Consider the following 26,023-nt stretch of genomic DNA (forward strand, 5'->3'; position numbering starts at 1 on the left):
CCAAGGATGCACATGAGAAGCCGTTTCCGTCACATTCTTCCCCTTGCTGCCACGCTCGCGTTGGTGGCGGGCGGGGCCGTCGCGCAGGTCGAGACGATGCAATACGACGACGGACGCGTCTATGAAGGCACCTTCAAGGACGGGCAGCCGCATGGGTCGGGCACCCTGCGCACGCCGACCGGCTATGAATACTCCGGCACCTTCGTCGAAGGCGAAATCCGGGGCGAGGGCGTGGCGCGGTTCCCGAATGGATCGGTCTATGAAGGCAACTTTGCGGCCGGCAAGCCGCATGGGTTCGGCAAGATCACCTTCGCGGACGGATCGAGTTTCGAAGGTGACTGGATCGACGGCAAGATCACCGGCGACGGCATGGCGAGCTACGCCAATGGCGTGACCTACGAAGGCGGCTTGCGCGAGGCGCTCCACCATGGACGCGGCACGATGGTCAGCCCCTCGGGGCTCACCTACACCGGCGACTGGAACATGGGAAAGAAAGACGGCCAGGGCCGCGAGAGCTATCCTGACGGCTCGACCTACGAGGGCGGTTTCGTGGGCGACCAGCGGTCCGGCACGGGCACCTTCGAGGGCGCGGACGGCATGCGCTACGAAGGGGAATGGGCCAACGGGCAGATGCACGGTCAGGGCACACTCACGCAGGCCAATGGCGACGTCTATACCGGAGCCTTCGTCGAAGGGGCGCGGTCGGGCGAGGGCACGGTCACCTATGCCAATGGCGACAGCTACACCGGTAATTTCGCGGCCGATCACCGCTCGGGTGCGGGCGTGTTCACGGGCACCGACGGCTACAGCTATGACGGGAACTGGGTAGACGGCCAGATCGAGGGCGAAGGAACCGTCACCTATCCCGACGGATCGGTCTATCAGGGCACCTTTCGCGCCGGGCTTCCCGACGGGCAGGGCACCATCACCTATCCCGATGGCGGCACCTATGTGGGCGGCTGGCGCGACGGGGTGATCGAGGGCACGGGTCGGGCGACCTATCCGACCGGCGCGACCTATGAAGGCGGCTTCGCCTCGGCGCTCTTCGAAGGCGAAGGCACGCTGACCTATCCCGAGGGGCATGGCTACAAAGGCAACTGGAAGTCCGGCAAACGCGACGGTCAGGGGAGCGAAACCTATGCCGACGGTTCGACCTATACCGGCGGCTGGGCTGCGGGGCGCTATGATGGCACCGGGACGCTGACGCTGACGGATGGGTTCATCTATGAGGGCGAGTGGAAGGCCGGGCTGAAGGACGGCACCGGCAAGGCCACCTATCCGAACGGCGACGTCTACGAAGGCGGCTTCGCCAATGACCTGCGGCAGGGGCAGGGGACCGTGGTCTATGCCTCGGGCGAGCAGCAGTCGGGCGAGTGGGTCAACGGCATCCTGTCGTCGATGTACGAGGGTGGCACACCGGCGCCGATGACTGCCGACGTGACCGACCCTGCCGCAGAACCGGTCCCGGTTCCGGTGGCGGACGCGGCCGCGGCAGAGCCCGAGCCCGAGACCACCGAAGCCGAGGAGCCCGCGGCCGAAGAACCTGCGCCGCAAGCAGAGGCCGAGCCCGTCTCTGAACCGGAGCCGGCCCCGGCCCCCGCGCCGACGCCGGAACCCGCACCTGCCCCTGCGCCTGCACCCGAGCCTGCCCCGGAACCGGAGCCGGAACCCGAACCGGTGCCGCAGCCGGTCCCGGCGCCCGCACCGGCGCCTGCACCGGAGCCCTCGTTCCCGGCCCCATCGGCATCCGGCGGCACCTTGGGCAGCTCCGGGCTTTACTGACACGCGACCGCGCTGATCGGAAAAAAGGGCCGTCCCACCGGGCGGCCCTTTCACATGTCACGGATGGCGGGGCGCCCCGCCGGGGGTCAGTGACCGCCCTCGATCTTGTTGATCTTCAGGATCTTCATCATCGTCTTTTCATACCACGGCTCGCTCACGCCTTTTTTCACCTTGCGGATGAAATACCATTCGAACGCGAGCTTGGCCCAATGCACCCAGCGCCCTTCCGAGGTCCAATTCACGTTGCGCGGCGGGTTCTGCGGCATGGCGAGGAAGGCCGCACCCCGGTCGCCGAAGTCGGCAAGGCAGAGCGCGTTCCACGACGGCAGGTTGTTGGGCTCTTCGCCGCGCAGGACGCGCGGCAGGTTATGCGCCGTCGCCGTCACCATGCTTTCGATCATGAAGCCGGTCTTGGGCACTCCGGTCGGCACCGGTGTCGCCACGGGCGGGGCAATGGCGATGGCCACGCCGATCCCGAAGATGTTGCGGTATTTCGGATTGCGCTGGTATTCGTCCACGATGATGAAGCCGCGCGGATTGACGAGCCCTTCGATCCCGCGCACCGCCGGTATGCCTCGGAAGGCGGGCAGCATCATCTTGTACTTGGCAGGGACCTCGTGGGTTTTCTTTTCGGTCCCGTCTTCGTTGAACTCGGTTACATGGACCGCTTCCGCCGTGAACCTGTCGGTGCGGGCATTGGTGATCCACTTGATGTCCCGGTCACGCAGCGCGCTTTCCAGCATCCCTTTCGTGTCGCCCACGCCGCCAAGTCCCAGGTGCCCCACATAAGGCTCGGACGTCACGAAGGTCATCGGGACCTTGTGCTTGATCTTGCGCCGGCGCAGGTCGGTGTCGAGGGTGAGAAGATACTCATAGGCCGGGCCGAAGCAGCTCGCCCCCTGCACGGCGCCCACGACGATGGGGCCGGGGTTCTGGCAGAAGGCCTCCCATGTGCCGCCCTTGCCGCCGGATTTCTCGGCGTGCTCGATGGTGCAGACAGAATTCGTATGCGCTTCGGGACCGAAGCCCTCGATCTCGTCGAAGGCAAGCTCCGGCCCGGTCGCGATGATGAGATAATCGTAGGACAGCTCGGCACCGCTTTCGAGCTGGATCTTGTTGTCCTCGGGCAGGAGCTTGGCCGCGCCGTCGCAGATGAACTCGATCCCGCGCCGCTTCATGACCGGAGCCAGATCGACCGTCAGCTCCTTCTTGTTGCGCCAGCCGACGCCCGCCCAGGGATTCGAAGGTGTGAACTGAAAGTAGGGCTTGTTGGATACGAGCGTGATCTTGTCGCTCTTGTTCAAGGTTTCCTTGAGCTCATAGGCCTGGATCGTTCCCCCCAGACCTCCCCCGAGCACGACGATATGTGCCATGACGTTCCTCCCTCCGGCCCCCGACAGGGTGCCGCCCGATCACGACCGGATTGAACCATTCTGTCCAGTTCGCAAGGACGGTATACAGCGGGATGCGCCGAAACGGAAGATCAAATTCAAATGTAGGAATTTGTTTGGGCGGATGATTGCAGTCAGTCCGCCCCTTGGACGTTCAATTATGGCCGTAGCACCCGGTCAGCAGGGCGCCAGCGTGGTTTCGAGCGTGGATGCGAGTTCGCTCCCGCGCTCCATCAGGTCGAAGTCATGGTCGGCCACGACCCATGCCGTGCAGAGCCCCATGCAGGACGAGGTTACAAGACGCGCGATGGCCGCAGCCTCGAGGTCGTTGCGATAGGTCCCGTTGTTCTGACCCTTGGAGATCAGCCGGGCGATCTGGGTGCCGCAGGCGTCGAGCGCGGCAACGATGGCCTTGCGAAGCCCTTCGCTTTCGGCCTGCAACTCCCGCGAGGTGACGATGCTGGGCAGGGCAGGGTAGCTGCGCACAAGCGCAGTCAATTCGCGGATGTAGGTCGACACGGGTTCGTCGCAGTCGGCCACGTCGATGGCGACCGTCTCGATCTGGTTCACGATGCGGGCGCCGACCGCTTCCCAGATTTCGGTCTTGGTGGCGAAGTGCCGGAAGATAGCCGGCTGCGTCACGCCGACGGCATCCGCGAGGTGCTGAGTGGTGACGCGGTCAGGTCCCAGGGCGGCGGAAAGTTCGATGACTGTGTCTACGATCTCCGCCCTCCGGTCTGCCGCGCTCTTGCGTTTGCGCTGCTTTTCCACGGGGGGTCCTTTCTGTGTCATGGAACGGTCGATACAACCAGAAGATACAGCAGCCACTCCTAAAATACGAGCCGCAAATGCAAGTTATTGCAAGCTGGCTGAAATCAGCCGAAAAACATAGAAGTATATGAAATACTTTGTTAAACTGGTTCGCCCCGATCGAGCTTTTCTAGGAATGTCTGGGCTGAGTACAGGATATCCTCCCGGTCGGAGGCCGACATCCTGCGCCATGTCGCCATGATGGGACTCATCCTTGGGTTGGATGAGAATCGATCCGCGTGCCGGTGGAGAAACGCCCAGTAGAGCGAGTTGAAGGGACAGGCGTCATCGCCGGTCCGCCGCTTCACGTCATAGGGGCAGGTGCCACAGTAATCCGACATGCGGTCGATGTAGCTTCCAGAGGACGCATAAGGTTTGGAGGCGAGCATCCCGCCATCGGCGAACAGGCTCATGCCGACCACATTGGGCGCTTCGACCCATTCGAAGGCATCGGCATAGACCCGAAGATACCAGTCCTGCACCTGCGCCGGATCGAGCCCTGCGATGAGTGCGAAATTCCCTGTGATCATGAGGCGCTGGATATGGTGGGCATAGGCGTTTTCCCGCGTCGCCCGCACCACGTCGGCCATGCAGGCCATGCGCGTCTCGCCGCCCCAGTAGAGCCACGGAAGTGCGCGGTCATGGCGCAGCACGTTGCGCTCCATGTAACCTGGACCGTCCAGCGCCCAGATCCCGCGCACGTATTCGCGCCAGCCCAGGATCTGGCGGATGAAGCCCTCGGCCGAATTGATCGGAACGCGGCCGGCGCGATAGGCTTCCTCTGCCATTTTGCAGAGCGCGAGCGGATCGAGCAGACCGATGTTGAGCGCCGGAGAGAGGACCGAGTGATAAAGGAAGTCGGCCCCGGTGAGCATCGCGTCCTGATAGGTCCCGAATTGCTCCAGCCGGTTGTCGATGAAATCCCGCGCGGCGCGCTCGGCGTCCTCGTGGGTAGTGGGAAAGCCGAAAGGCCGGAGATCGCCGAAATGGTCGCTGAAGTTGGCCTCGACAAGATCGAGCACCGCTTCGGTGATCGGGTCGGGGGCAAAGACGGGCGGTTCCGGGCGAAACAGATCGTCGCGCGGTGGCTTTCGGTTCTCCTTGTCGAAATTCCACTGACCACCCGCCGGGGTATCGCCGTCCATGAGAATCCCGGTCTTGCGCCGCATCTCGCGGTAGAACCACTCCATGCGCAGCGACTTGCGGTCCTTCGCCCAGGTCCGGAACTCTGCTTCGGTCGCGATGAACCGGGTATCGGGCAGACGCGTCACCCTGAGCGGATGATCGTCCAGCATCTCGATCAGCCGCCAGTCCCCCGGCGTAGTCGCCAGCACTTCCTTCGCGCCACGCGCCTCGGCACGGCGCAGAAGCTCGCCCGAAATGTTCTGGGCGTTCGCCGGATCTTCAAGGCGGGCATAATCGACCGTCCAGCCTTCGTCTTGAAGGCGGGCGGCGAATTTGCGCATCGCGGCGAAGATGAGCGCGATCTTCTTGGGATGATGCTTGGGCGTGCCCGCCTCGCCGCGCACCTCGGCCATGACCACGACGTCCCGGTCACGGTCGGCCTCGGCCAGCGCAGAGAGTTCCGGCGAGAGCTGGTCGCCCAGAACCAGCACTAGCCTCACCATGGGATCGGGTCGCCGCGCCAGTCGAAGAGGTGGCCACTGTCCGCGGGCGTCAGCCGGTCCAGCACGCCCATAAGATGCCTTGCGGCCTCGTCCGGTGAGTGCTTGTCGTGGCCGCGTCCGTGCACCTCTGTCAGGGGCGTCGCGACGGTGCCGGGATGGAGCGCGACGCAGACGGCCTGCGGATGGGTGCGGGCAAGTTCGATGGAAGCGGTGTGCACGATCTGGTTGAGCGCGGCCTTCGCGGCGCGGTAGCCATACCAGCCCCCGAGCGCATTGTCCCCGATCGACCCGACCCGGGCAGACAGGGCCGCCAGTCGGGCCTCCCGGTCGCGGGGCAGGAGCCGCGCCGCGTGCCGCAGGATCATCGCCGGGCCGATGGTATTGACCCGGAATTGCGCGGCCATCGCATCGGCGTCCAGTTGCCTGAGCGCCTTTTCTGGCCCGGTCCCGTCGATCTCCAATGCGCCGGTCGCGATGAAGATCATATCGAAGGTCGTGTCGATGTCGGACAGGAGCGTATCGACCCGGTCGGGATCGGCATAGTCGAAGCCATCCGCGCTCCGCGACAGGCCCGTGACGGACCAGCCGGCCGCCTCCAGTCGTCGGGTGATCGCCGATCCGATCCCGCCAGAAGCGCCGAGAATGAGAGCCTTTTTCTTCATCTGGCCTATACGCCTGCGCCCATACCCCGGTTCAGTCGCCTGAAGATTAGGCTTTTCATTCACGGCATCTCGCGTATAAATCGCTGCCATGACAACGACGGCTCATAATGCGATCCAGAACGGTGCCACCCGGCATCCGGCGATCCTTGCCGTCCTGCTTCTTCTTAGCCGCCTCTGAGCGTGCCGTCGGCGCGAGCGCTCAGGGGTATGTGTCCGCGCCAGCGAACCCCAGGCTGAGACTGAGAAAAAGAGACTTTTCATGACCGATACGACCAAACAGGACCGCGTCCTGATATTCGACACTACCCTGCGTGACGGCGAACAGTCGCCCGGCGCGACCATGTCCCACGAGGAAAAGCTCGAGATCGCCGAGATGCTCGACGACATGGGCGTGGACATCATCGAGGCGGGTTTTCCCATCGCGTCGGAAGGCGACTTCGAGGCGGTGAAGGAAATCGCCGTCCGCTCGAAGAACTCGGTGATCTGCGGGTTGGCGCGGGCCAACAAGACCGACATCGACCGTTGCTGGGAAGCCGTGAGCCATGCCGCGAAGCCCCGTATCCACACCTTCATTGGCACCTCGCCGCTGCACCGCGCCATTCCGAACCTGACGATGGATCAGATGGCTGACCTGATCCACGAGACGGTGACCCATGCCCGCAACCTCTGCGACAACGTGCAGTGGTCGGCGATGGATGCGACGCGGACCGAACATGATTACCTCTGCCGGGTCGTGGAGATCGCGATCAAGGCCGGGGCGACGACGATCAACATTCCCGACACCGTGGGCTATACTGCCCCGCGCGAAAGCGCCGATCTGATCCGGATGCTGATCGAAAAGGTGCCGGGCGGCGACAGTGTGGTGTTCTCGACCCATTGCCACAACGACCTCGGCCTGGCGACCGCCAACAGCCTCGCCGCTGTCGAGGCAGGTGCGCGTCAGGTCGAGTGCACGATCAACGGGCTTGGCGAGCGTGCAGGAAACGCCGCGCTGGAAGAAATCGTGATGGCGCTGCGCGTGCGCAACGACATCATGCCCTATGAGACGCAGATCGACACGCGTCGGATCATGAACATCTCGCGCCGGGTGTCTCAGGTCTCGGGGTTCCCGGTCCAGTTCAACAAGGCCATCGTCGGCAAGAATGCTTTCGCCCATGAAAGCGGCATCCATCAGGACGGCATGCTCAAGAACGCCGAGACCTTCGAGATCATGCGCCCCGAGCACATCGGCCTCGCTTCGTCCTCGCTGCCCCTGGGCAAACACTCGGGCCGAGCCGCGCTGAAGGACAAGCTGAAAAACCTGGGCTATGAGGTCGGGGACAACCAGCTCAAGGACATGTTCGTGCGCTTCAAGGCCTTGGCCGACCGCAAGAAAGAGGTCTACGACGACGACATCATCGCGCTCATGACCGACACGGCGGGCGACAAGGTGAACGAGCGGATCAAGCTCAAGAAACTCCGCGTCGTCTGTGGCACCGAAGGCCCGCAAAGCGCCGAGATGACGCTCGACATCGACGGCACAGAGCACAGCGTCGAGACGACCGGCGACGGTCCTGTCGACGCGGCCTTCAACGCGGTGAAGGCGCTGTTTCCGACCAAGGCGCGGCTGGAGCTCTACCAGGTCTCGGCCGTGACCGAAGGCACCGATGCGCAGGCAACGGTGTCGGTGCGTCTGGCCGAGGACGGGCGGATTTCGACCGGGCAATCGGCGGATACCGATACGGTGGTGGCGAGCGTGAAGGCCTATGTCACCGCGCTCAACCGGCTGCAGGTGCGTCTGACCAAGTCGACACCGGAAGTACGCTACACCGACGCGAGCTGACGGGTTACGTGCTGTTGTCACGAACGCCCCTCTTCGGAGGGGCGTTTTTTCATTGGCGAGAGGGGTCGTCGGGGTGCGGTTCCACCCCGACCGGGTCCTTGTGGATGAGCACGTCGGTTCCCGGAAAGGTGGTCAGGATCTTGCGCCGGAGCGCGGCCCCGATGGCATGCGCTTCGTCGAGCGACTGGCTGCCGTCCAGTTCGATGTGCAGGTTGACGAAGGTCACGGAGCCTGCGCTGCGCGTCTTGAGGTCGTGGTGCCCGTAGACGCCGGGAAAGTCGGCCACGAGTGCGCTGATCTTTTCCACAAGTTCCGGGTCGGTGGTCCGGTCCATCAGCGCATCGAAGGCGCCCTTGAAGATCCGGACCGCACCCACCGCCAGAAGGATCGCGGCCCCGATGGCAACGATGCTGTCGATCGAGGCAAGTCCGAAGGCGGCCGAGGCCCAGAGCGACAGGATCGCGCCCAGATTGGGAAGAAGGTCGCCGAGGTAATGGAGGCTGTCCGCCGCAACGACCTTGTTGCCCGTCTTTCGCGCGACGTAGCGCTGCCACGAGACCAGCCCAAGGGTCAGGACGATCGAGATACCCATGACGGCCATCCCGCGACCCTGTTGGGCGAGCGCGACAGGGTCGTCCGACAGAAGTCGTTCGATCGAGGCCCAGCCGATGATCCCGGCCGCGACGAGGATGAAAAGGGACTGACCAAGCGCGGCGAGGTCTTCGGCGCTCGAGTGACCGAAGGCGTGGTCTTCGTCGGCGGGGCGGGCGGCATAAACGATCGCGGCCAGACCGCCCAGCGACACCATGAGGTCCATGGCGCTGTCGGCGAGCGAGGCGGCGACGGAGAGCGCATTGGTGCCGCCAAGCGCCCAGAGCTTCAGGGCCACCAGTGTGAGCGCGACAACGGAGGAAGCGATGCCCGCCGAAAGGTTCATGCGTGTCGTCGCGTTAGCCATGGTCGCGCCCCGTATTTCGTGGCGTATTCCCTAGGACGGATCGGGAGTCAGATAAAGGCTTTGTCCGAGATTTTCGCCCAGGCGCGTTCGGCGAAATTGTCCTTGGCTTCTTCCAGCAGATTGCGGTGCAGATACCAGAAGAAATACTTCTCATAGGGGAAGTCGGCCATCGCCTCGGGCGCGAAGTCCATGGCTTCGCGCAGGTCCCCGCAACTGCGCGCGGTGAGGGTCGCGTGCCAGTAGTCGGACTTGGCGCAGGTGATGACGGGCTTCTTCTGCATCAGCGCCTCGAACCCGGCGCCGGAGTTCTGGGTGATCACGACATCGGCGGCGGCGGCCAGGTCGTGGACCGAGGCATCCGTCACCCGCAGGTTGGGATAGTCCTGCGCCACGGTCATGATGTCACGCCGCATCGGCTTGGACTGGGCGGGGTGGGGTTTGACGTAGATGACGCGGTTACGGTCATGCTCGGCGACCGTGCGGATGATCTGTTCGGTGTTGAGGAAATGCGACCGTTCCGCATCCTGTTCGATCTCCTGACAGAAGATCGTCGCGCGCGCGGGTTCGAGCTGGACCCGGTCGGGCTGCTTCAGGATCGAGACGTTGTGGTCGAGCATCCATCCGGTGACGCCGTGGAAGAAATACTCGGCCTCGTCGCGCAGGATGCGTTCGGGCGCGAAGGGCATGAAGCGGATCGAGGAATGCCAGTCGGTGCCCACCTCATCCAGATACCAAAAGCCCGAGATCGGCCCCGGCCCGACGTGAAGTGAGTTGGGGGCATAGCCGGGCTTCAATCCGAAATTCAGGTGGACATGGCCGTAGGCCGGGTCCGCCATCATCTCGGCCTGGCGGGTCCCGGCCCGCACGACGCGGGTCTGGATCCCGTCTCGCAGGGCGCGTTGCGCGAGTTTCGGAAAGAAGCCGTCGTTGCCGCTCAGAACCGACCCGACGAGCGGGCCTTCGGCATGGATGACCAACATGCGCTGCCCCTGCCGGGCGAGCATTCGGGCGGCGACGGGAGAGGCGATTTCCTCGAGGGTTACTCGAAGGTTTCGTCCGGTCCAACGCCCCAGAGTGCGGTCTTCTCCATCCATCCTTTGTATCCCCCGGCCTTGACGCGGCACCATTCAGGTCCGCATTTGTCGAAGGCGACGATCACGCCGACCTCCAGTCGTGCTTTCACCTGCGCGTCGGACGCGGCCCGGGCGAGGACCGGCGCGAGATCGTCGTCGACGATCCCCGTGCGGGCGCCTGACACCAGCGAATAGTGAATCCAGCCGCCGACTCCGTCGCGGTCCTGCACTCGGCGCCAATGACCGAACTCGCCCGTCACGACGAGCGGCATGCCCCGGCGCGTGAACACCCAGTCGATCCGATGCGTCAGGGAAGGCCCCCGCCGGACGTTCGCTTCACTGGTCTTGAGCGACACGTAACGCGGCATGGGCAGGTTCGTCACCGGACCCCGCTCGGCCGCATGCGCTTCGGCCGCAGAAACGAGAATCCCTGCGACAACGCCAATGAACGCGAGAACTGCGCCTATCTTCGTCATACTACTCTGCCCGTGAACGCGTTTTGTTTTTGGCTGCGCAATATTGTTTCGCGCTTGCCGCCTGCTCGGGCTTGTGCCCTTTTGCGTTCCCTGACACGATGAAGGCGACGCGCCGAAAAAGAAAGCCACGGGAGGCATTTGATGGCTCAGAATCGGTTGAGTGTTGTCGTAACGCGACGGTTGCCGGAGGCGGTCGAGGCGCGGATGCGGGACCTCTTCGATGTCGAGTTCAACGAAACCGACGTTCCCATGACCCGCGAGGCCCTCTCGGATGCGATGAAGCGTTGCGACGTGCTCGTGCCGACTTTGACGGACACCATCGACCAAGCGATGCTGGCGGGGGCGGGCGACCGGCTGAAGCTGATCGCGAACTATGGCGCGGGCGTCGACCACATCGACATCGGGACCGCGCGCCAGCGCGGGATCCTTGTGTCGAATACGCCGGGTGTGAGTGCGGACGATACCGCCGACATGGCGATCGCCCTGATCATCGCGGTCGCGCGCAAACTGCCCGAAGGCATCCGTCAGATGGCCGCCGGCGAATGGACCGGCTGGTCGCCGTCGAACATGCTGGGGTCACGGATCGCGGGCAAGCGGCTTGGCGTTCTGGGCATGGGCCGGATCGGCCAGGCGGTGGCGCGGCGGGCCAATGTCTTTGGCATGCAGGTTCACTACCACAGCCGCAAACGGCTCCATCCCGACACCGAGGCCGAGTTGTCGGCGACCTATTGGGAAAGCCTGGACCAGATGGTGAGCCGGATGGACGTGCTGTCGATCAACGCGCCGCACACGCCTTCGACCTTCCACCTGATGAACGCGCGGCGACTGAAACTCATGAAGCCCGAGGCGGTCATCATCAACACCTCGCGCGGTGAGGTCATCGACGAGAACGCGCTGACGCGGATGCTCCGGGCCGGGGAACTGGCCGGTGCGGGGCTCGACGTCTTCGAGAACGGCTCCGACGTGAACCCGCGCCTGCGCGAACTCGAGAACGTGGTGCTCCTGCCGCATATGGGGTCGGCCACCGTCGAGGGGCGGATCGAAATGGGCGAGAAGGTCATCATCAACATCAAGACCTTCGACGACGGTCACCGGCCACCGGACCTCGTTGTACCCGGAATGCTCTGATCGGGGTTTTCCCCGGCGCCAAATCGAATAGTCTGGCCCGACTGCCGCCTCATGACGGAGCCGCGATGCGCGTCCCTCTCCTTCTGCTGTCACTTGTTCTTGCCGTTTCCGGCTGTGCGCGGTCATTGACCGTCAACGAACAGGTCTTCGCCAAGAACCTCTTCGGCGACACGCTCGATACCTCCGAGGTGATCGTGACCGCGGGTCTGGGCGTGATCCCGCTGCCCATGAAGCCGAAACCCGAACCGGTGAGCGCCGGGTCCGAACCTGCCCCTGTCGTGAAGGCACCCGACGACCTGTGCGTGCGTCGTCCCTCGCCGCGTCGGGAATGGAACTGGCCCGCGGCTTTCGTGCTCGATTCGAACATCTTCTTTTCGTTCAAATACTATCCCCACGATGCCTTTGAAGGCCTGCCCGAGACGGCCAAGTTCCCCTCGTCGATCCTCATGGCGCATGAGCTGGTCCATGTCTGGCAATGGCAGAACCGAGAGACCACAGGCTATACGCCATTCCTGTCGGGGGGTGAGAGCATAAGATCACGCGATCCTTATTTCTTCACGACCGAGGGGAGGCCGGAGTTCCTGACCTATGGGTTCGAACAGCAGGCGGCCATCGTGGAAGACTTCGTCTGCTACGCGCTCTTCGACCCCCTCGATCCTGTCCTGGACGACTTGGCCGCGATTCTGCGTCCCGTGCTCCCGGTTGACCGGTTTCTAGCGTCTCTGAACCGCTGAAATCGCCGCGCGACAGGCCGCGCGTCGTTTTTCCAACTTGAAGTGTCGGGCCATCCTGCCCGCGGTTTTGCAGGTGCGGCAATGTGCGCCTAACGAAATCCAAGGAGTCGCGGGATGAAAACGCATGTGAAGGCGCTGGTTGTCGGTGGGGGCGCGGTCGGGACCTCGATCGCCTATCACTTGGCCAAGGCCGGGTGGGACGATGTTGTGCTGCTTGAACGCGACGAACTGACGTCGGGGTCCACATGGCACGCGGCCGGGCTCTTGCCGCTGTTCAACATGGGTTACGCGACGACCCATATCCACGACTACTCGGTCAAGTTCTACAAGTCCCTGGAAGAAGAAACCGGGCTTGACGCCGGCTTCTTTGTCGTCGGCAACCTGCGCATGGCGCAGACGCAGGCGCGGATGGACGAGTATCAGCTTTATTCCTCGACCGCCGAGACCGTCGGTATCCCGCACGAATTCCTGACGCCGAAAGAGATCGGCGAACGCTGGCCGCTGGTGAATACCGACGGCCTCATTGGCGCGCTCTTCCACCCCACCGACGGCTACATCAACCCCGCCGACGTCACCATGGCGATGGCCAAGGGCGCCCGTCAGCGCGGCGTGACCATCGAACGGAAGAAGCAGGTCGACAGCTATGTCTGGGCGGGAGATCACTGGATCGTCTCGGGCGTCGTCATGGGCGAGAAGGGCGGCAACCTCGTGCCGACCGAGGAGCGCTTTGAAATCCATGCCGAACACGTTGTGACCGCGACCGGCAACCATGCGCAGCGCACCGCGAAGCTTCTGGGGATCAAGACCCCGGCGATCCCGGTCGAGCACCAGTTCATCGTGACCGAGCCCGATCCCGCGCTGGTCGAATGGCGCAAGACAAACCCGCAGCACCCGGTTCTGCGCGATGCCGACGCGAAATGGTATGTCCGCGAGGAACGCGGCGGCTGGATCCTCGGCCCATACGAGGCCGGTGCGCCCGCCCGGTTCGAACATGGCGTGCCCGACAGCTTCCGTGCCGACCTCTTCCCCCTCGATCTCGAGCGGATCGAAGAAGAATATATGTCGATGATCCACCGTCTGCCCTCGTCCGAGACCGTGGGTCTGAAGGACGACTTCAACGGCCCGATCTGCTACACGCCGGACGGCAACCCGCTTGTCGGTCCCGCGCCGGGCCTGCGCAACATGTGGCTGGCGGAAGGTTTCAGCTTCGGGATCACCGCCGCGGGTGGCACGGGCTATTACCTCGCCCAGATGATGGTCGAGGGCGAGGCCGAGATCGACATGGCGTCGCTCGACCCGAAACGCTACGGGCAGGACTGGATGACCACCGAGTTCGCCGCGCGCAAGAACGAAGAATGCTACGAGCACGTCTTTATCCTGCACCACCCGGACGAAGAGCGCGAAGCCTGCCGTCCGCTACGCACCGGCCCCGCCTATGACCGGCAGAAAGCGCTGGGCGCGCAATTCGGCGTGGTGAACGGCTTCGAGCGTCCGAACTACTACGGCCCGCTGGATGCGCCGTCGAACTTCGACCACGACGCGCGGTCCTTCCGGCGCGGCGAGTGGTGGCAATATGCACAGGCCGAAGCGAAAGCGATACGCGAAACCTGCGGCATCGTGGATGCGACCGCCTTTGCCAAGCACCGGATTTCCGGGCCGGGTGCGACCGCCTTCCTCGACTGGTTCACCACGAACAAACTGCCGAAGGTCGGGCGCATCAACCTTACCTATGCGCTCACCTCCGCTGGCACGACGCGCACCGAATACACCATCGTGCGCGAGGCCGAGGACAGCTATTACCTTGTGTCCGCCGGGGGTCTGCATGCCTATGACGAGGATTATCTCTACAAGGCGATCGAGGACATGGAACCCGAGTTCGGCCGGATCAACCGCGAGGACGTGACCACCCGCTATGGCTGTTTCGCCCTTGCCGGTCCCAACGCCCGCGACATCCTGAAGGAACTGATCGTGGACGCCGACCCGGAAACGGCGCTATCCAACAAGCGTTTCCCGTGGCTGTCGATGCGCAACATCGAATTGAAGATGTGCCCGGTCATGGCGATCCGCGTGGCCTATACCGGCGAGCTTGGCTGGGAACTTCACCACCCGATCGAGATGCAGAATTACCTCTGGGATCTCTTGATGAAGGCGGGCGAGAAATACGGTCTGAAACCGGCGGGTGCGCGGGCGCAGAACTGGCTCCGGCAGGAGAAATCCTACCGCGCCTTCGGCACCGAGCTTGGCCGCGACGCGACTCCGCTGGAGGCCGGGCTCGACCGCTTCGTGGATCTGGACAAGGACTTCCACGGCAAGGACGCCATGGTCGCCACCGGCATCCGGTCGATGTGCGTCACCGTGCTCATCGACGGGCCGTCGGACGCCGACCCCTGGGGCCGCGAGGCGCTCTTGCTCGACGGCAAGAAGATCGGGCGCTTGACGTCGGGTGGCTATTCGGAAGTCTTCGGAAAATCCATCGGCATGGGTTATGTTGCGCCTGAGCTGGCCACGGTCGGCCAGAAGCTCAAGGTGCGCATGCAGGGCGAGCTTTGGGATTGCGAAATCGTCGAGGACAGCCCGCATGACCCGACCAACGCGAGAATCCGCATCGACGGATGACTGGATCGGGGCGTCCTGTCTCTGCGGGGCCGTGCGGTTTGAAATCACGCGGCCCCCGAAGCTCACGGTCTGCAATTGCTCGGCCTGTCGTCGCCTGAACGCGCGATGGGCCTATGCGCCGCCCTGCGAGGCCCAGTTTCTAACGGGTGAAGGAACGACGGTCGGCTACGCGCGCGGCGAGAAATCGCTCGCCTTCCACCACTGTCCGACCTGCGGCTGCGTCACCCATTGGCAATCCCTGATCGACGAGAACCGTGCCTTCAACATGGCCCTGGCGGACGATCCCGCAGCGCTCGACGGCGTCCGGGTGCGCCACTTCGACGGTGCGGACACATGGGCGTTTCTCGACTGAAACGCAAACGATGGTTCGAGGGTGGTAATTTGGTGGAGTCGAGGGGGATCGAACCCCTGACCTCGTCATTGCGAACGACGCGCTCTCCCAACTGAGCTACGACCCCAACGGCGTGCTAAATGGCCTTTTCTCTTCGTCCTGTCAAGCGGCCAGAAGGGCCGTTTTCATGTCCGATCAGGAAATGGTCTGTGATTTCGCGCGCACGAAATCCTCGATGGATTTCGCGGGCATGGCGCCGGCCTGACGGGCGACCTCGCGGCCCTTCTGATAAAGGATCAGGGCCGGGATGCCCCGGATGTTGGCCTTCATCGAGACCTTGGGGAAATCTTCGGTGTTGATCTTGGCGAAACGGGCGACGCCGCTCATGGACTGGGCGGCCTTCTGGAACTCGGGCGCCATCATCCGGCAGGGTCCGCACCAAGGCGCCCAATAATCCACGATCAGCGGAACGTCGTCGGTCTTCGACGCTTTCTGCAGGGTCGCCGGGTCAAGCTCGCGGACCTTGCCGTCCATGAGCCGCGCGCCACAGGTGCCGCATTTGGGCCCCGCGCCTAGCTTGTCAGAGGGCGCACGGTTCACGGCGCCGCACTCCAGACAGGTGATTTTCAGGGACTGGGACATGTCGGGCCTCTGGAAACATTCATTATGATGCATATGTGGGAAGGCGAAGGCAGCGTTCAAGGGTGGTCGGGATGAAAGATATGCGAAACTGGCAAGACCTCACAGAGGAAGAGCGCACCGCGCTTCAGGTCGCCTATCAGCCGGCCTTGGACAGCCAGCCCTCGACCTGCGATTTCGACTTGAAGGTGGCCCGTTTCGCCGACTGGCTCGCCCGACACAATATCGCCTTCACCAGAGAGGACATTTCCCGTAAGTAGCCTTGGACCCGGCGGGGTCGCGGGCCTGATAACGCGGGCCGAAGACACGGGAAGAACGAGCATGAGCGAGACCACGTCCTTCGATCTGGTCGTGCTGGGCGCGGGCCCGGCGGGGTCGGCGGCGGCGAAACGGGCCCGGACCCTTGGCCTGTCCGTCCTGATGATCGACAAGGCGATCTTTCCGCGCCCCAAACTTTGCGGGGCAGGGATCACGCCACGTTCGCAAAAGGCGCTCGTGGACATTTTCGGCGCGAATGTGCCCAACGCCTACCACATCGCATCCCGCAAGATGGGCTTTCGCTGGGATGGCGAGGATCTCGCCGCCTTCGAGGGGCCCTACGATTTCATCTATACCTACCGCACGGATTTCGACCACTGGCTCCTGCGTGAGGCCGAAGCCGCGGGTGCCGAGGTGCGTCAGGGAACCCGGGTCGAGACCATCCTCGATCAGGACGACACCCTGGTCCTCGCCGATGGGACGCGCGTCACCTACAAGGTGCTGGTGGGGGCCGACGGGGTCGCCTCGCCGCTGGCCAAGCACCTGTTCGGCAAGGCCTTCGACACGGACACCATCGGCTTCGCCTATGAAACCGAAGTCCCCGCGCCCTGTTCCGATCAGGCGGAGATGACCATTGATTTCGGCGTGGTGCGCTGGGGATACGGCTGGAATTTCCCCAAATCGAGAAGCCGCACGATCGGCGTCGTGTCGATCCGGGGCGTCGATCAGGATCTGCGCGCGGCGATGGACGGCTATCTCCGCAACGAAGGCTTCGATCCGTCCAGCGTGACGATCAAAGGCGCGCATATCCCCTTCGGTGACTACCGCGAAACGCCGGGACGGGGGAACGTTCTGCTCGTCGGCGATGCGGCGGGGTTCGTCGATGCGATCACCGGCGAGGGCATCGCTCTCGCGCTCGAAAGCGGCGCCCATGCCGCCGAAGCCGCGGCGCAGGTCATCGCCGAGGGGCGGCCGCAACGCGCCGACCGTGCCTATTATCCCAAGGTCAAACACATTCAGGCCGACCTCGAGAAGGTCAAGAAGATGCGCGCCATCGCCTATGGATCGGCCACGCGTGGCATGTTCAAGGAAAAGCTCCGCACCTCGACCCGCCTGCGCGAGGCGCTGTTCGAGGTGGTTTCGGGCCAGTCCTCCTATGCCGACATCGAGAAGCGCATGGCGAAACATGCCATGGTCAAGATGGTGTCGAAACTGGGAAGCTGGCCGCAGGCACTGTCCAGAAAGGTGCGGGGATGAGCGACGATTTCGACGTCATCGTGATGGGAGCGGGTCCGGCGGGGTCCGCCGCCGCGAAACGGGCCGCCGACCTCGGGCTCACTGTGGCGCTCATTGATCGGTCAGTGTTTCCCCGGCACAAGCTCTGCGGCGCCCTGGTCAGCCCGCGCGCCCACACGGCGATTGCCGATGTGCATGGGACGAAACTCCCTGACGACATGTATCTCGCCTCCCGCAAGGTCGCCTTCAAATGGAACGGCGAGACCCTGCGAGAGATCGAGGCGCCCTATGACCTGACCTATACGATGCGGACGGACTTCGATCATTGGCTGCAGCGCTCGGCGCTCCGGGCCGGGGCCGTCAACATGGAGGGAACGCGGGTCGCGGAGATCCTCGACAAGGAAAACGCCCTCCTGCTCGAAGATGGCCGGCGGCTCACCTACGGCGTGTTTATCGGAGCGGATGGCGCGGCGTCACCGGTGGCCAAGCACCTCTTTGGCCAAGCCTTCGACAACGACAAGATCGCCTTCGCGTTCGAGACCGAGGTCGACGATCCCTGCGCGCCCGATGCGCTCATGTCCATCGACTTTCGCATCGTGCGCTGGGGCTATGGCTGGAACTTCCCGAAACGGGCGACCCGGACCATCGGGCTGGGCGGGATCAAGTCTGTGGATCAGGACCTCAAGACCCTGATGAACCGGTATCTCGTGAACGAGGGCGTCGATCCCACGTCGGTCAAGATCAAGGGCGCCCATCTGCCCGGCGGCGACTACAAGGTGAAACCGGGGCGCGGCAACGTGCTCCTTGCTGGCGATGCTGCGGGCTTCGTCGATGCGATCACCGGCGAAGGCATCGCGCTTGCCATCGAAAGCGGTGCTCTGGCGGCCGAGGCTGCCGCAGAAGCGATCCGCGCGGGCCATCCGGCAAGAGCCGACCGCACCTATTTCGCCAAGGTCAAACCGATTCAGTCCGAACTCGACAAGGTCCGGCGCATCCGGGGCATCGTCTATGCCGAAGCCTTCGAGACGCATTTCAAGAGCCGTCTCACCGAAAGCCAATGGGTTGCCTCGTCCTTCTTCGACGTGCTCGCGGGCAAGACGACCTATGCCGAGGTCGAGAAACGCTTCGCGCAGAAGGCCTTCGCCTCCGCGATCAAGGGCATCACCGCCTGGCCCGCGAAACTCCGCCGGCGGGCCTGAACCCTCTGCGACCCACCACAGACCCCGCGCGCCTCTTCACTGCTTCAAAAATACCTCGGGGGTGTGGGGGCAGAGCCCCCCCCGGATCGGATGCCGCGCAAGCGGCATTCGATCCCCGCAAATCCTACTCCGCCGCCTCTGCGTAATCCTCGAGCGGCGGGCAGATGCAAACGAGGTTCCGGTCGCCATAAGCGTTGTCCACCCGGTTCACGGGCGGCCAGTATTTGTCGACCCGGAACGCCCCCGGGGGGAAGCATCCCTCTTCGCGGGAATAGGGCCGGTCCCAGGCGCCCACGAGATCCTCGACGGTATGGGGCGCGTGTTTGAGCGGGTTCGACTCCCTGTCCGACCGGCCCTCCTCGATCGCGCGGATTTCGTTGCGGATGGCGAGCATGGCGTCGCAGAACCGGTCGAGCTCGGCCTTGGTCTCGGACTCGGTCGGCTCGATCATGAGTGTGCCCGCCACGGGCCAGGACATTGTCGGCGCGTGGAAGCCGCAATCGACCAGCCGCTTGGCGATGTCATCCACGGTCACCCCGGCGCTCTCGGCGAAGGGACGTGTGTCGAGGATACATTCATGCGCGACCCGGCCGGTTGGCCCCTTGTAGAGCACGTCATAGGCCCCGCGCAGGCGCGCGGCGATGTAGTTGGCGTTGAGGATCGCGACCTTCGTGGCCTGTGTCAGCCCCGCGCCACCCATCATCAGGATATAGCCCCAGGAGATCGGCAGGATGGAAGCCGATCCATAGGGCGCCGCACTGACCGCGCCCGTGCCGCCGGTGAGCGGATCGCCCGGCAGATGGGGTGCCAAATGCGCCTTCACGCCGATCGGGCCCATGCCCGGTCCGCCGCCCCCATGCGGGATGGCAAAAGTCTTGTGCAGGTTGAGGTGGCTCACGTCGCCGCCCAGATCGCCCAGTTTCACGAGCCCGACCAGTGCATTGAGGTTCGCCCCGTCGATATAGACCTGGCCGCCGTGATCGTGGGTGATCTTGCACACCTGGCGCACGGTTTCCTCGAAGACGCCGTGGGTCGAGGGATAGGTGATCATCGTGGCGGCCAGCCGGTTGCCAGCGGCTTCCGCCTTGGCCCGGAAGTCGTCCAGATCGATGTCGCCGTTCGCCGCCGATTTCACGACGATCACATCCATCCCGACCATGTGCGCAGACGCCGGATTGGTGCCATGGGCGCTCATCGGAATGAGGCAGATGTTGCGCGCGCCTTCCCCGTTCGCGGCGTGATAGGCCGCGATGGTCAGGAGACCGGCATATTCCCCCTGCGCGCCGGAATTGGGCTGCATCGACATGGCGTCATAGCCGGTGATCGCGCAGAGCTTGGCTTTCAGGTCCTCGATCAGCGCGCGGTAGCCTTTGGCCTGGGCGGCGGGTGCACAGGGATGCATGAAGGCAAACTCGCGCCAGGAGATCGGCATCATCTCGGCTGCCGCATTCAGTTTCATGGTGCAGGAGCCGAGCGGGATCATCGCGCGGTCGAGCGCGAGGTCGCGGTCGGCGAGACGGCGCATGTATCGCATCATCTCGGTTTCCGCGCGGTTCATGTGGAAGACCGGATGGGTCAGGTAATCGCTCTCCCGCGCGAGGTCCTCGGGAAGCCGGTGGCCCTCGGTGGCAGGCGCGTCGCCGGCATCGACGCCGAACGCGCGCCAGACAGCGACGAGCGTCTCGTCGCGGGTGGCCTCGTCCATGGTGATGCCGACCTTGGTCTTGCCCACCGGGCGCAGGTTCACGCCCTGCTGGCGGGCGGCATGGATCACGCCTTTCTGGAGCAGTCCGACGTCGACGGTGATCGTGTCGAAGAAGGCCTTGGGTTCGACCTCGAACCCGGCCGCTTCCAGACGCTCGGCCATGCGCAGGGTCTTCAGGTGGACGCGCTGCGCAATGGCCTTCAGCCCCTCCGGCCCGTGGAAGACCGCATAGAAGCTCGCCATCACGGCGAGAAGCGCTTGCGCGGTGCAGACGTTCGACGTGGCCTTCTCGCGCCGGATATGCTGTTCGCGGGTCTGGAGCGACAGGCGATAGGCCTTGTTACCCCGCGCGTCGATCGACACCCCGACGATCCGCCCCGGCATCTGCCGCTTGAAGGCGTCGCGGGTCGCCATGTAGGCGGCATGCGGTCCGCCGTATCCCATCGGGACGCCGAAGCGCTGGGTCGTGCCCACCGCGATGTCCGCGCCCATCGCGCCCGGTTCCTTTAGAAGCGTCAGGGCAAGGGGGTCGGCCGACACGATTCCGATGGCATTCGCGTCGTGGAGCGCGTCCATCAGGGGTGTAAGGTCGAGCAGGTGCCCGTGGGTGCCGGGATACTGGAAGATCGCCCCGAAGACCGCGCCGGGGTCGAGCGCATCGGGATCACCGACGATCACCTCGATCCCGAGCGGCGCGGCGCGGGTCTTCATCACGGCGATGTTCTGCGGATGACAGCCCTGATCGACGAAGAACCCCCGCGCCTTGGACTTCGCCACGCGTTCGGCCATGACCATGGCTTCTGCACAGGCGGTCGCTTCGTCCAGAAGCGACGCATTGGCGACGTCGAGCCCGGTCAGGTCGGAAATCATCGTCTGGTAGTTCAGAAGCGCTTCCAGCCGGCCTTGCGAAATCTCGGGCTGGTAGGGGGTATAGGCGGTATACCACGCCGGGTTTTCGAGGATGTTGCGCTGGATCGCGGGCGGGGTGACGGTGCCGTGATAGCCTTGGCCCAGGAGGCTCGTCAGCACGTGGTTCTGGTCGGCCACGCTGCGCATCCGGTGCAGCATGTCGCGCTCGGACAGGGGCGCGCCGAAGTCGAGGGGCGTGTCCTGCCGCAGGCTCTTTGGGATCGTCTCGTCAATCAGGGCGTCGAGGCTCTCGACACCGATCACCTTCAGCATGTCTTCCATCTCGGCGGGCGAGGGGCCTATGTGGCGGCGGTTGGCGAAGTCGTAGGGGTCATAGCCGGTCAGCGCGAAGGTCATGTCGTAATCCGTCAAGAGATATGGGTGACCACGTTCACGAGGTTTCCCTCCGGGTCGGAAAAGTAGAAGCGGCGGATACCCCAAGGTTCGTCCACCGGACCGTAGTCCGGCGCGTGGCCGAGGCGGTTCAGCCGGGCGAGCGTGTCGTCGAAGTTGTCGACCTCGATGGAGACCACGGGCAGCGGTGTGCCCGATCCGCCTTCGGAGGCCGTGTGGAGTTCGAGCTGATGCGTGGTTTCGTTCTGGAGAAACGCGATCCAGCCCATATCCATCGGAACGGTGAGGTCGAAGACCTCGGCATAGAAACGGGCCAGCGCCGCCGGATTCGAGGCGCGCAGGTTCGGGACGATGCGTTTGACGGTCATGTCTCGACCTCCCGCGCGAGGTTGTCGAGCGAGGAGGTCAGACCTTCGAGGTGGCTCTCGGCGCTGATGCCTTCGGGAACATGCGTGGCCGTTATCGTCACCCGCGTGCCGCCCTCGACCGGCGTCATGTCCCAGGTCATCCGCATGGTGCCCGAGAAGGCCGGGTCGTCCGAGACGAAGTCCACGTCCTGCACAAGCTGCGATAACGGGGCGAGCGTCACAAAACGGCCGTTCACCTCGTCGGTGGTCGCGTCCGTCTTGCCCTGTCCACCTGTTGTTTCGGCAAAGGTCAGTCGCAGGTGATAGTCGCCCCCAGGCACGGGATTGAGGGCCAGAACCTCCATCGTCGCTCCTTCGGGCGGCAACCACCGGGCAAGCCGTACCGGGTCCACCTGCGCCTGCCAGATCGCCTCTGGCGTCGCGCGGATCACGCGCGACGCCGTATCGGTCCGATCCGTCAAGAGATGAACTTCTTGTACTCGGCCTCGGTCATGTAGTCGTCGAGTTCGGACAGATCCTCGACCCGGATCTTGAAGAACCAGGCCTCGCCCTCGGGGTCCTCGTTCACCTTGCCGGGGTCATCGGTGAGCGGGTCGTTCACTTCGACGATCTCCCCATCAAGGGGTGCCAGGATGTCCGAAGCCGCCTTGACGCTTTCGATCACCACGACCTCGTCGTCCTTGGAGACTTCGCTGCCGACCTCGGGCAGTTCCACGAAAACGATATCGCCCAGTTGCTCGGCCGCATGGGCGGTGATGCCCACGGTGACGATGCCTTCGTCTTCGTCGAGCCATTCGTGTTGTTCAGTGTATTTCATGTCGGGCCTCTGTCAGGTCAGCGTTTGTAGGTTGCGGGTCGGAAGGGGAGTGCGGTGACGGCGACGGGAAGCCGTTTGCCACGCAACTCGCCATAGAGAAGGGTTCCGGGCGCGGAATGTTCCGTCGCGACATAGCCCATCGAGATCGGCGCTTCGACCGAGGGGCCGAAGGCGCCGGATGTGATATGGCCGACCGGGGTCTGGTCGGTGTCGTTGGCGAAGAGTTCGACACCCGCCCGCATCGGGGCCCGCCCTTTCGGGGCGAGTCCGACACGTCTGCGCGCCGGGCCGTGGGACAGTTGATTGAGGATGGTATGCGCGCCGGGAAACCCGGTCCGGGCGGTGCGCCGGACTTTCTGGATCGCCCAGCCGAGGTCGGCTTCCACGGGTGTCGTGGTCGTGTCGAGGTCCGAACCATAGAGCGGCAGACCGGCTTCGAGCCGGAGCGAATCCCGCGCGCCTAGGCCAATGGGCGCGACCGATGGATGGGCGAGGAGCGCGCGTGCGAGGACCTCGGCCCGGTCGTCGGCCACCGAGATTTCGAACCCGTCCTCACCCGCATATCCCGACCGGCTGATCCAAAGATCCCCGAAGTCACTGTCGACCACGGCAACATCCATGAACCGCATCGTCACAACCGAAGGCGTGATTTCTGCAAGAACATCCTCGGATTTCGGTCCTTGCAGGGCGAGCAAGGCGCGATTTGTGACAGGTTCGACCGCATCGCCCAAAGCGCGGCGCAGATGGGCGACGTCCTGTTCCGCCATGGCGGCATTCACGACGACGAACAGGTGATCGCCACGGTTCGCAATCATCAGATCGTCGAGGATGCCGCCCTCGTCATTTGTGAACAGCGCATATCGCTGGCGGCCTTCCGGCAGGCCGATCACATCGACCGGCACGAGCGCTTCCAGCGCGGCGGGGTCGGTGCGCAGGATGATCTGACCCATGTGGCTCACGTCGAAAAGGCCAGCGTCGGCGCGGGTGTGCAGATGCTCCTTGAGCACGCCCATCGGGTATTGAACGGGCATCTCCCAGCCCGCGAAAGACACCATCTTGGCACCCAGTTCCAGATGCAGATCGTAAAGCCCCGTGCGCTTCAAGTCGCTCATCGTGTCTCCCAGACCGGGCGACGGCCCGGCATCTTCAGGCCCCGCGGCCCACCGATGCCCCCTCTGTCCTGTCGCCTGAGATCGTTATCCCTTCGGCGGACGCGCGATGCGCCTCTCTCCAGAGTGTCCTCCCACGCGGTCCTTTTGCCTGAGAGGTTCCGGGGCGGTTGCTCCTTCGGCACCGGCGCGGGTCTTTCGGCGCGCCAGATTCTCCCAACGTGGTCGAGCGGAGGTTATAGGGAGGAGCGGTCTGCGCACAAGGCTTGCCAAACACGACGCTTGCGCAAACATTTCCGACATGACCCATTTGTTCGACCCAGACCGGGCCCGCCTCGCCGACGACGACCCGCCTCACGCCGGCGATCCTTATTTCTTCGGGTATGGATCCCTTGTGAACCGCAGCACCCATGACTATTCCGATGCGCATCGGGCTACCGTCACCGGCTGGCGTCGGGCGTGGCGAAAATCGCCCCGGCGGCAGCGCTGCTTCCTGACCGTGGTGCCCGACCCCGACACGACCATCGACGGGCTGATCGCGGCGGTTCCCGGCGCCGATTGGGCCGTGCTCGACGAACGCGAGGCGGCCTATGCCCGGCTCGACGCGAGCCGGTCGGTGACCCACCCCGTCGGGCGTGAGCTCGACATCGCGATCTATGCCGTGCCCGAGGACGAGGCCCATGTGCCCGGTCCGGACGACCCCGTGATCCTGTCCTACCTCGATGTCGTGGTGCAGGGGTTCCTCACGGAATATGGTCGCGCCGGGGTCGAACGCTTCTTCGCGACGACACAAGGCTGGGATGTGCCGATCCTCGATGACCGGGCGCATCCGATCTATGCGCGTCACCGGCTGTTGGCCGATGGCGAGCGGCGGCTGGTGGACGAGATGCTGCAGGCTGTCGGCGCGCGGGTCCTGCGCGGCTGATCGGTCCTGTGCGGCATGGTCACATTTCGGAATCATCTCCCCGCTAGCGTGACCCTGCCCGCGATTCCCAGCCCATCCCGGCAAGCGGGCCGCGCGCCTGTCCCTATCTATCCCTGCGCGCCTGACTTGCGCCCCCGGTCCATGGCCGGGGGCGCCTTTCGCCTCTGCTGGCGGCTGGACCTTCCGGCGGAGCGCTCCTAATGTCGCGCTCCAGACAGAAGGAGACCGCCATGGCGACCGGCACCAACCTGCGCACCTATTTCGACGGCACATGGCACGAAGGCGATGTGCCCGTGATGCGGGCTGCCGATCACGGCGCCTGGCTCGGGTCGACGGTCTTCGACGGTGCGCGCTATGTGAATGGTCTTGCGCCCGACCTCGACCGGCATCTGGCGCGGGTCAACCGGTCGGCCGAGGCGCTGATGCTTCGTCCGGCCGTCTCGACCGAAGACATGCTCGACATCGTGCGGGAGGGTCTGTCGCTCTATCCCAAGGACACGGCGGTCTATATCCGTCCGATGTATTGGGGCATCGACGGCGGTTACATGGGGATCGTGCCCGGCGAGGGCGACGCGGGGTTCGCCATTTCGCTCGAAGAGATCCCGATGGCCGCCCCGGATGCGTCGACCACGCTGACCACCACGCGCTTCCGTCGCCCGGTGCTGGAGGATTCCGTCTGCAATGCAAAGGCCGGCTGCCTCTATCCCAACAACGCGCGCATGCTGGCCGAGGCCCGGTCCAAAGGCTACGGCAACGCGCTCGTCGCCGACGCGCTGGGCAATGTGGCCGAAACCGCGAGCGCCAATGTCTTCATGGTCAGGGATGGCGAGGTCTTAACGCCGGTCCCGAACGGCACTTTCCTGTCGGGCATCACCCGCGCCCGCCATATCGCCAACCTGCGGGCCGATGGCGTGACGGTCCACGAAAGCGTGTTGAGCTTCGACGACTTCCGCGACGCGGACGAGGTGTTCCTGTCGGGCAACATGAACAAGGTTACACCAGTGACCGAATTCGACGGCACCATGTATCAGCATGGTCCCGTGACACGGCGTGTGCGCGATCTCTACTGGGACTGGGCGCATTCCGCGTGACC

General features: G+C 64.4%; 24 protein-coding genes, 1 tRNA gene and 1 riboswitch. Of the genes, 11 read left to right on the forward strand and 14 right to left on the reverse strand.

Features of this window, described 5'->3' with window-relative positions; all coding sequences use genetic code 11:
• The first annotated feature begins 12 nt into the window (after positions 1-12).
• On the forward strand, positions 13-1,782 hold the full coding sequence (locus KJP29_RS06705; protein ID WP_218462787.1) for a 2-isopropylmalate synthase: 1,770 nt from the start codon (positions 13-15) through the stop codon (positions 1,780-1,782).
• 86 nt (positions 1,783-1,868) lie between these two features.
• On the opposite strand, the gene KJP29_RS06710 is transcribed toward KJP29_RS06705, so the two are convergent.
• The 4 genes from KJP29_RS06710 to KJP29_RS06725 form a co-directional block, all read right to left on the reverse strand.
• Complete coding sequence (locus tag KJP29_RS06710; RefSeq protein ID WP_218462788.1) at positions 1,869-3,155, reverse strand: NAD(P)/FAD-dependent oxidoreductase; 1,287 nt, start codon at positions 3,153-3,155, stop codon at positions 1,869-1,871.
• Between the two features lie 195 nt (positions 3,156-3,350).
• Positions 3,351-3,965 (reverse strand): TetR/AcrR family transcriptional regulator, encoded by a 615-nt coding sequence (locus tag KJP29_RS06715; RefSeq protein ID WP_218462789.1) that lies wholly within the window; start codon positions 3,963-3,965, stop codon positions 3,351-3,353.
• A gap of 119 nt (positions 3,966-4,084) precedes the next feature.
• Positions 4,085-5,611 carry a cryptochrome/photolyase family protein gene (locus KJP29_RS06720; protein ID WP_218462790.1) on the reverse strand — a complete coding sequence of 509 codons (1,527 nt, stop codon included), beginning with the start codon at positions 5,609-5,611 and terminating at the stop codon, positions 4,085-4,087.
• A complete protein-coding gene (locus KJP29_RS06725; RefSeq protein WP_218462791.1) occupies positions 5,605-6,273 on the reverse strand; it encodes an SDR family NAD(P)-dependent oxidoreductase in 669 nt (222 codons plus the stop codon). Before KJP29_RS06725 ends, KJP29_RS06720 begins: the two co-directional genes overlap by 7 nt.
• Before the next feature lie 259 nt (positions 6,274-6,532).
• On the opposite strand from KJP29_RS06725, the gene KJP29_RS06730 reads away from it, so the two are divergent.
• Positions 6,533-8,095 (forward strand): 2-isopropylmalate synthase, encoded by a 1,563-nt coding sequence (locus KJP29_RS06730; RefSeq protein ID WP_218462792.1) that lies wholly within the window; start codon positions 6,533-6,535, stop codon positions 8,093-8,095.
• Positions 8,096-8,144: 49 nt separating this feature from the next.
• Here the strand turns inward: KJP29_RS06730 and KJP29_RS06735 are convergent, their stop codons facing one another.
• The 3 genes from KJP29_RS06735 to KJP29_RS06745 are packed head-to-tail and all read right to left on the reverse strand — an operon-like array spanning position 8,145 to position 10,602.
• Positions 8,145-9,053: a cation diffusion facilitator family transporter gene (locus tag KJP29_RS06735; protein ID WP_218462793.1), complete on the reverse strand. Its 909-nt coding sequence runs from the start codon at positions 9,051-9,053 to the stop codon at positions 8,145-8,147.
• Positions 9,054-9,100: 47 nt separating this feature from the next.
• The gene (locus KJP29_RS06740) at positions 9,101-10,147 is read right to left on the reverse strand and encodes a CDP-glycerol glycerophosphotransferase family protein (protein ID WP_218462794.1); all 1,047 of its coding nucleotides are present in this window, start codon (positions 10,145-10,147) and stop codon (positions 9,101-9,103) included.
• Entirely contained in the window at positions 10,093-10,602 is a 510-nt protein-coding gene (locus KJP29_RS06745; protein WP_218462795.1) for an SH3 domain-containing protein, read from the reverse strand. Before KJP29_RS06745 ends, KJP29_RS06740 begins: the two co-directional genes overlap by 55 nt.
• Positions 10,603-10,743: 141 nt before the next feature.
• Between KJP29_RS06745 and KJP29_RS06750 the strand changes: the two genes are divergently transcribed.
• The 4 genes from KJP29_RS06750 (at position 10,744) to KJP29_RS06765 (ending at position 15,432) form a co-directional block, all read left to right on the forward strand.
• Positions 10,744-11,730, forward strand: coding sequence for a D-glycerate dehydrogenase (locus KJP29_RS06750; RefSeq protein WP_218462796.1), 987 nt, complete (start codon positions 10,744-10,746; stop codon positions 11,728-11,730).
• Positions 11,731-11,795: 65 nt separating this feature from the next.
• Positions 11,796-12,464, forward strand: a complete 669-nt coding sequence (locus tag KJP29_RS06755; RefSeq protein WP_218462797.1) for a hypothetical protein — start codon at positions 11,796-11,798, stop codon at positions 12,462-12,464.
• A 114-nt stretch (positions 12,465-12,578) separates the two neighbouring features.
• Positions 12,579-15,080, forward strand: coding sequence for an FAD-dependent oxidoreductase (locus KJP29_RS06760; protein ID WP_218462798.1), 2,502 nt, complete (start codon positions 12,579-12,581; stop codon positions 15,078-15,080).
• On the forward strand, positions 15,043-15,432 hold the full coding sequence (locus KJP29_RS06765) for a GFA family protein (protein WP_218462799.1): 390 nt from the start codon (positions 15,043-15,045) through the stop codon (positions 15,430-15,432). Before KJP29_RS06760 ends, KJP29_RS06765 begins: the two co-directional genes overlap by 38 nt.
• Before the next feature lie 30 nt (positions 15,433-15,462).
• Here the strand turns inward: KJP29_RS06765 and KJP29_RS06770 are convergent.
• Both KJP29_RS06770 and trxC read right to left on the reverse strand, forming a co-directional pair.
• Positions 15,463-15,538, reverse strand: a tRNA-Ala gene (locus KJP29_RS06770).
• 68 nt (positions 15,539-15,606) lie between these two features.
• Positions 15,607-16,053: a thioredoxin TrxC gene (gene trxC / locus KJP29_RS06775; RefSeq protein WP_218462800.1), complete on the reverse strand. Its 447-nt coding sequence runs from the start codon at positions 16,051-16,053 to the stop codon at positions 15,607-15,609.
• 71 nt (positions 16,054-16,124) lie between these two features.
• Between trxC and KJP29_RS06780 the strand changes: the two genes are divergently transcribed.
• From KJP29_RS06780 to KJP29_RS06790, 3 genes are all read left to right on the forward strand, one after another.
• The gene (locus tag KJP29_RS06780; RefSeq protein WP_218462801.1) at positions 16,125-16,310 is read left to right on the forward strand and encodes a hypothetical protein; all 186 of its coding nucleotides are present in this window, start codon (positions 16,125-16,127) and stop codon (positions 16,308-16,310) included.
• Positions 16,311-16,371: 61 nt separating this feature from the next.
• Complete coding sequence (locus tag KJP29_RS06785; protein ID WP_218462802.1) at positions 16,372-17,565, forward strand: geranylgeranyl reductase family protein; 1,194 nt, start codon at positions 16,372-16,374, stop codon at positions 17,563-17,565.
• A complete protein-coding gene (locus KJP29_RS06790; RefSeq protein WP_218462803.1) occupies positions 17,562-18,743 on the forward strand; it encodes a geranylgeranyl reductase family protein in 1,182 nt (393 codons plus the stop codon). Before KJP29_RS06785 ends, KJP29_RS06790 begins: the two co-directional genes overlap by 4 nt.
• Before the next feature lie 124 nt (positions 18,744-18,867).
• Here the strand turns inward: KJP29_RS06790 and gcvP are convergent, their stop codons facing one another.
• Genes gcvP through gcvT form a run of 5 tightly spaced genes read right to left on the reverse strand, consistent with a single transcriptional unit; the run spans position 18,868 to position 24,008 of the window.
• Complete coding sequence (gene gcvP / locus KJP29_RS06795) at positions 18,868-21,714, reverse strand: aminomethyl-transferring glycine dehydrogenase (RefSeq protein ID WP_218462804.1); 2,847 nt, start codon at positions 21,712-21,714, stop codon at positions 18,868-18,870.
• Between the two features lie 11 nt (positions 21,715-21,725).
• Positions 21,726-22,079, reverse strand: coding sequence for a VOC family protein (locus tag KJP29_RS06800; RefSeq protein ID WP_218462805.1), 354 nt, complete (start codon positions 22,077-22,079; stop codon positions 21,726-21,728).
• Complete coding sequence (locus tag KJP29_RS06805; RefSeq protein ID WP_218462806.1) at positions 22,076-22,540, reverse strand: SRPBCC domain-containing protein; 465 nt, start codon at positions 22,538-22,540, stop codon at positions 22,076-22,078. Before KJP29_RS06805 ends, KJP29_RS06800 begins: the two co-directional genes overlap by 4 nt.
• Positions 22,537-22,896, reverse strand: coding sequence for a glycine cleavage system protein GcvH (gene gcvH / locus KJP29_RS06810; protein ID WP_218462807.1), 360 nt, complete (start codon positions 22,894-22,896; stop codon positions 22,537-22,539). The genes KJP29_RS06805 and gcvH overlap by 4 nt, the downstream gene beginning before the upstream one ends.
• A gap of 17 nt (positions 22,897-22,913) precedes the next feature.
• Positions 22,914-24,008: a glycine cleavage system aminomethyltransferase GcvT gene (gene gcvT / locus KJP29_RS06815; RefSeq protein ID WP_218462808.1), complete on the reverse strand. Its 1,095-nt coding sequence runs from the start codon at positions 24,006-24,008 to the stop codon at positions 22,914-22,916.
• 127 nt (positions 24,009-24,135) lie between these two features.
• Positions 24,136-24,234: riboswitch (glycine riboswitch) on the reverse strand.
• A 72-nt stretch (positions 24,235-24,306) separates the two neighbouring features.
• Here gcvT and KJP29_RS06820 point away from each other — a divergent pair.
• Together KJP29_RS06820 and KJP29_RS06825 are read left to right on the forward strand one after the other, a co-directional pair.
• The gene (locus tag KJP29_RS06820) at positions 24,307-24,930 is read left to right on the forward strand and encodes a gamma-glutamylcyclotransferase family protein (protein ID WP_218462809.1); all 624 of its coding nucleotides are present in this window, start codon (positions 24,307-24,309) and stop codon (positions 24,928-24,930) included.
• Positions 24,931-25,160: 230 nt separating this feature from the next.
• A complete protein-coding gene (locus KJP29_RS06825; RefSeq protein ID WP_218462810.1) occupies positions 25,161-26,021 on the forward strand; it encodes a branched-chain amino acid aminotransferase in 861 nt (286 codons plus the stop codon).
• Positions 26,022-26,023: the final 2 nt, after the last annotated feature.

Source organism: Maritimibacter sp. DP1N21-5 (assembly GCF_019218295.1).
Classification (GTDB): domain Bacteria; phylum Pseudomonadota; class Alphaproteobacteria; order Rhodobacterales; family Rhodobacteraceae; genus Maritimibacter.

What these genes read in the sequence shown, in the direction of transcription:
- KJP29_RS06705 (WP_218462787.1), top strand. Translation starts at nt 13, where the DNA reads ATGAGAAGCCGTTTCCGTCACATTCTTCCCCTTGCTGCCACGCTCGCG.
- KJP29_RS06710 (WP_218462788.1), bottom strand. Translation starts at nt 3,155, where the DNA reads ATGGCACATATCGTCGTGCTCGGGGGAGGTCTGGGGGGAACGATCCAG.
- KJP29_RS06715 (WP_218462789.1), bottom strand. Translation starts at nt 3,965, where the DNA reads ATGACACAGAAAGGACCCCCCGTGGAAAAGCAGCGCAAACGCAAGAGC.
- KJP29_RS06720 (WP_218462790.1), bottom strand. Translation starts at nt 5,611, where the DNA reads ATGGTGAGGCTAGTGCTGGTTCTGGGCGACCAGCTCTCGCCGGAACTC.
- KJP29_RS06725 (WP_218462791.1), bottom strand. Translation starts at nt 6,273, where the DNA reads ATGAAGAAAAAGGCTCTCATTCTCGGCGCTTCTGGCGGGATCGGATCG.
- KJP29_RS06730 (WP_218462792.1), top strand. Translation starts at nt 6,533, where the DNA reads ATGACCGATACGACCAAACAGGACCGCGTCCTGATATTCGACACTACC.
- KJP29_RS06735 (WP_218462793.1), bottom strand. Translation starts at nt 9,053, where the DNA reads ATGGCTAACGCGACGACACGCATGAACCTTTCGGCGGGCATCGCTTCC.
- KJP29_RS06740 (WP_218462794.1), bottom strand. Translation starts at nt 10,147, where the DNA reads ATGGATGGAGAAGACCGCACTCTGGGGCGTTGGACCGGACGAAACCTT.
- KJP29_RS06745 (WP_218462795.1), bottom strand. Translation starts at nt 10,602, where the DNA reads ATGACGAAGATAGGCGCAGTTCTCGCGTTCATTGGCGTTGTCGCAGGG.
- KJP29_RS06750 (WP_218462796.1), top strand. Translation starts at nt 10,744, where the DNA reads ATGGCTCAGAATCGGTTGAGTGTTGTCGTAACGCGACGGTTGCCGGAG.
- KJP29_RS06755 (WP_218462797.1), top strand. Translation starts at nt 11,796, where the DNA reads ATGCGCGTCCCTCTCCTTCTGCTGTCACTTGTTCTTGCCGTTTCCGGC.
- KJP29_RS06760 (WP_218462798.1), top strand. Translation starts at nt 12,579, where the DNA reads ATGAAAACGCATGTGAAGGCGCTGGTTGTCGGTGGGGGCGCGGTCGGG.
- KJP29_RS06765 (WP_218462799.1), top strand. Translation starts at nt 15,043, where the DNA reads ATGACCCGACCAACGCGAGAATCCGCATCGACGGATGACTGGATCGGG.
- trxC (WP_218462800.1), bottom strand. Translation starts at nt 16,053, where the DNA reads ATGTCCCAGTCCCTGAAAATCACCTGTCTGGAGTGCGGCGCCGTGAAC.
- KJP29_RS06780 (WP_218462801.1), top strand. Translation starts at nt 16,125, where the DNA reads ATGAAAGATATGCGAAACTGGCAAGACCTCACAGAGGAAGAGCGCACC.
- KJP29_RS06785 (WP_218462802.1), top strand. Translation starts at nt 16,372, where the DNA reads ATGAGCGAGACCACGTCCTTCGATCTGGTCGTGCTGGGCGCGGGCCCG.
- KJP29_RS06790 (WP_218462803.1), top strand. Translation starts at nt 17,562, where the DNA reads ATGAGCGACGATTTCGACGTCATCGTGATGGGAGCGGGTCCGGCGGGG.
- gcvP (WP_218462804.1), bottom strand. Translation starts at nt 21,714, where the DNA reads ATGACCTTCGCGCTGACCGGCTATGACCCCTACGACTTCGCCAACCGC.
- KJP29_RS06800 (WP_218462805.1), bottom strand. Translation starts at nt 22,079, where the DNA reads ATGACCGTCAAACGCATCGTCCCGAACCTGCGCGCCTCGAATCCGGCG.
- gcvH (WP_218462807.1), bottom strand. Translation starts at nt 22,896, where the DNA reads ATGAAATACACTGAACAACACGAATGGCTCGACGAAGACGAAGGCATC.
- gcvT (WP_218462808.1), bottom strand. Translation starts at nt 24,008, where the DNA reads ATGAGCGACTTGAAGCGCACGGGGCTTTACGATCTGCATCTGGAACTG.
- KJP29_RS06820 (WP_218462809.1), top strand. Translation starts at nt 24,307, where the DNA reads ATGACCCATTTGTTCGACCCAGACCGGGCCCGCCTCGCCGACGACGAC.
- KJP29_RS06825 (WP_218462810.1), top strand. Translation starts at nt 25,161, where the DNA reads ATGGCGACCGGCACCAACCTGCGCACCTATTTCGACGGCACATGGCAC.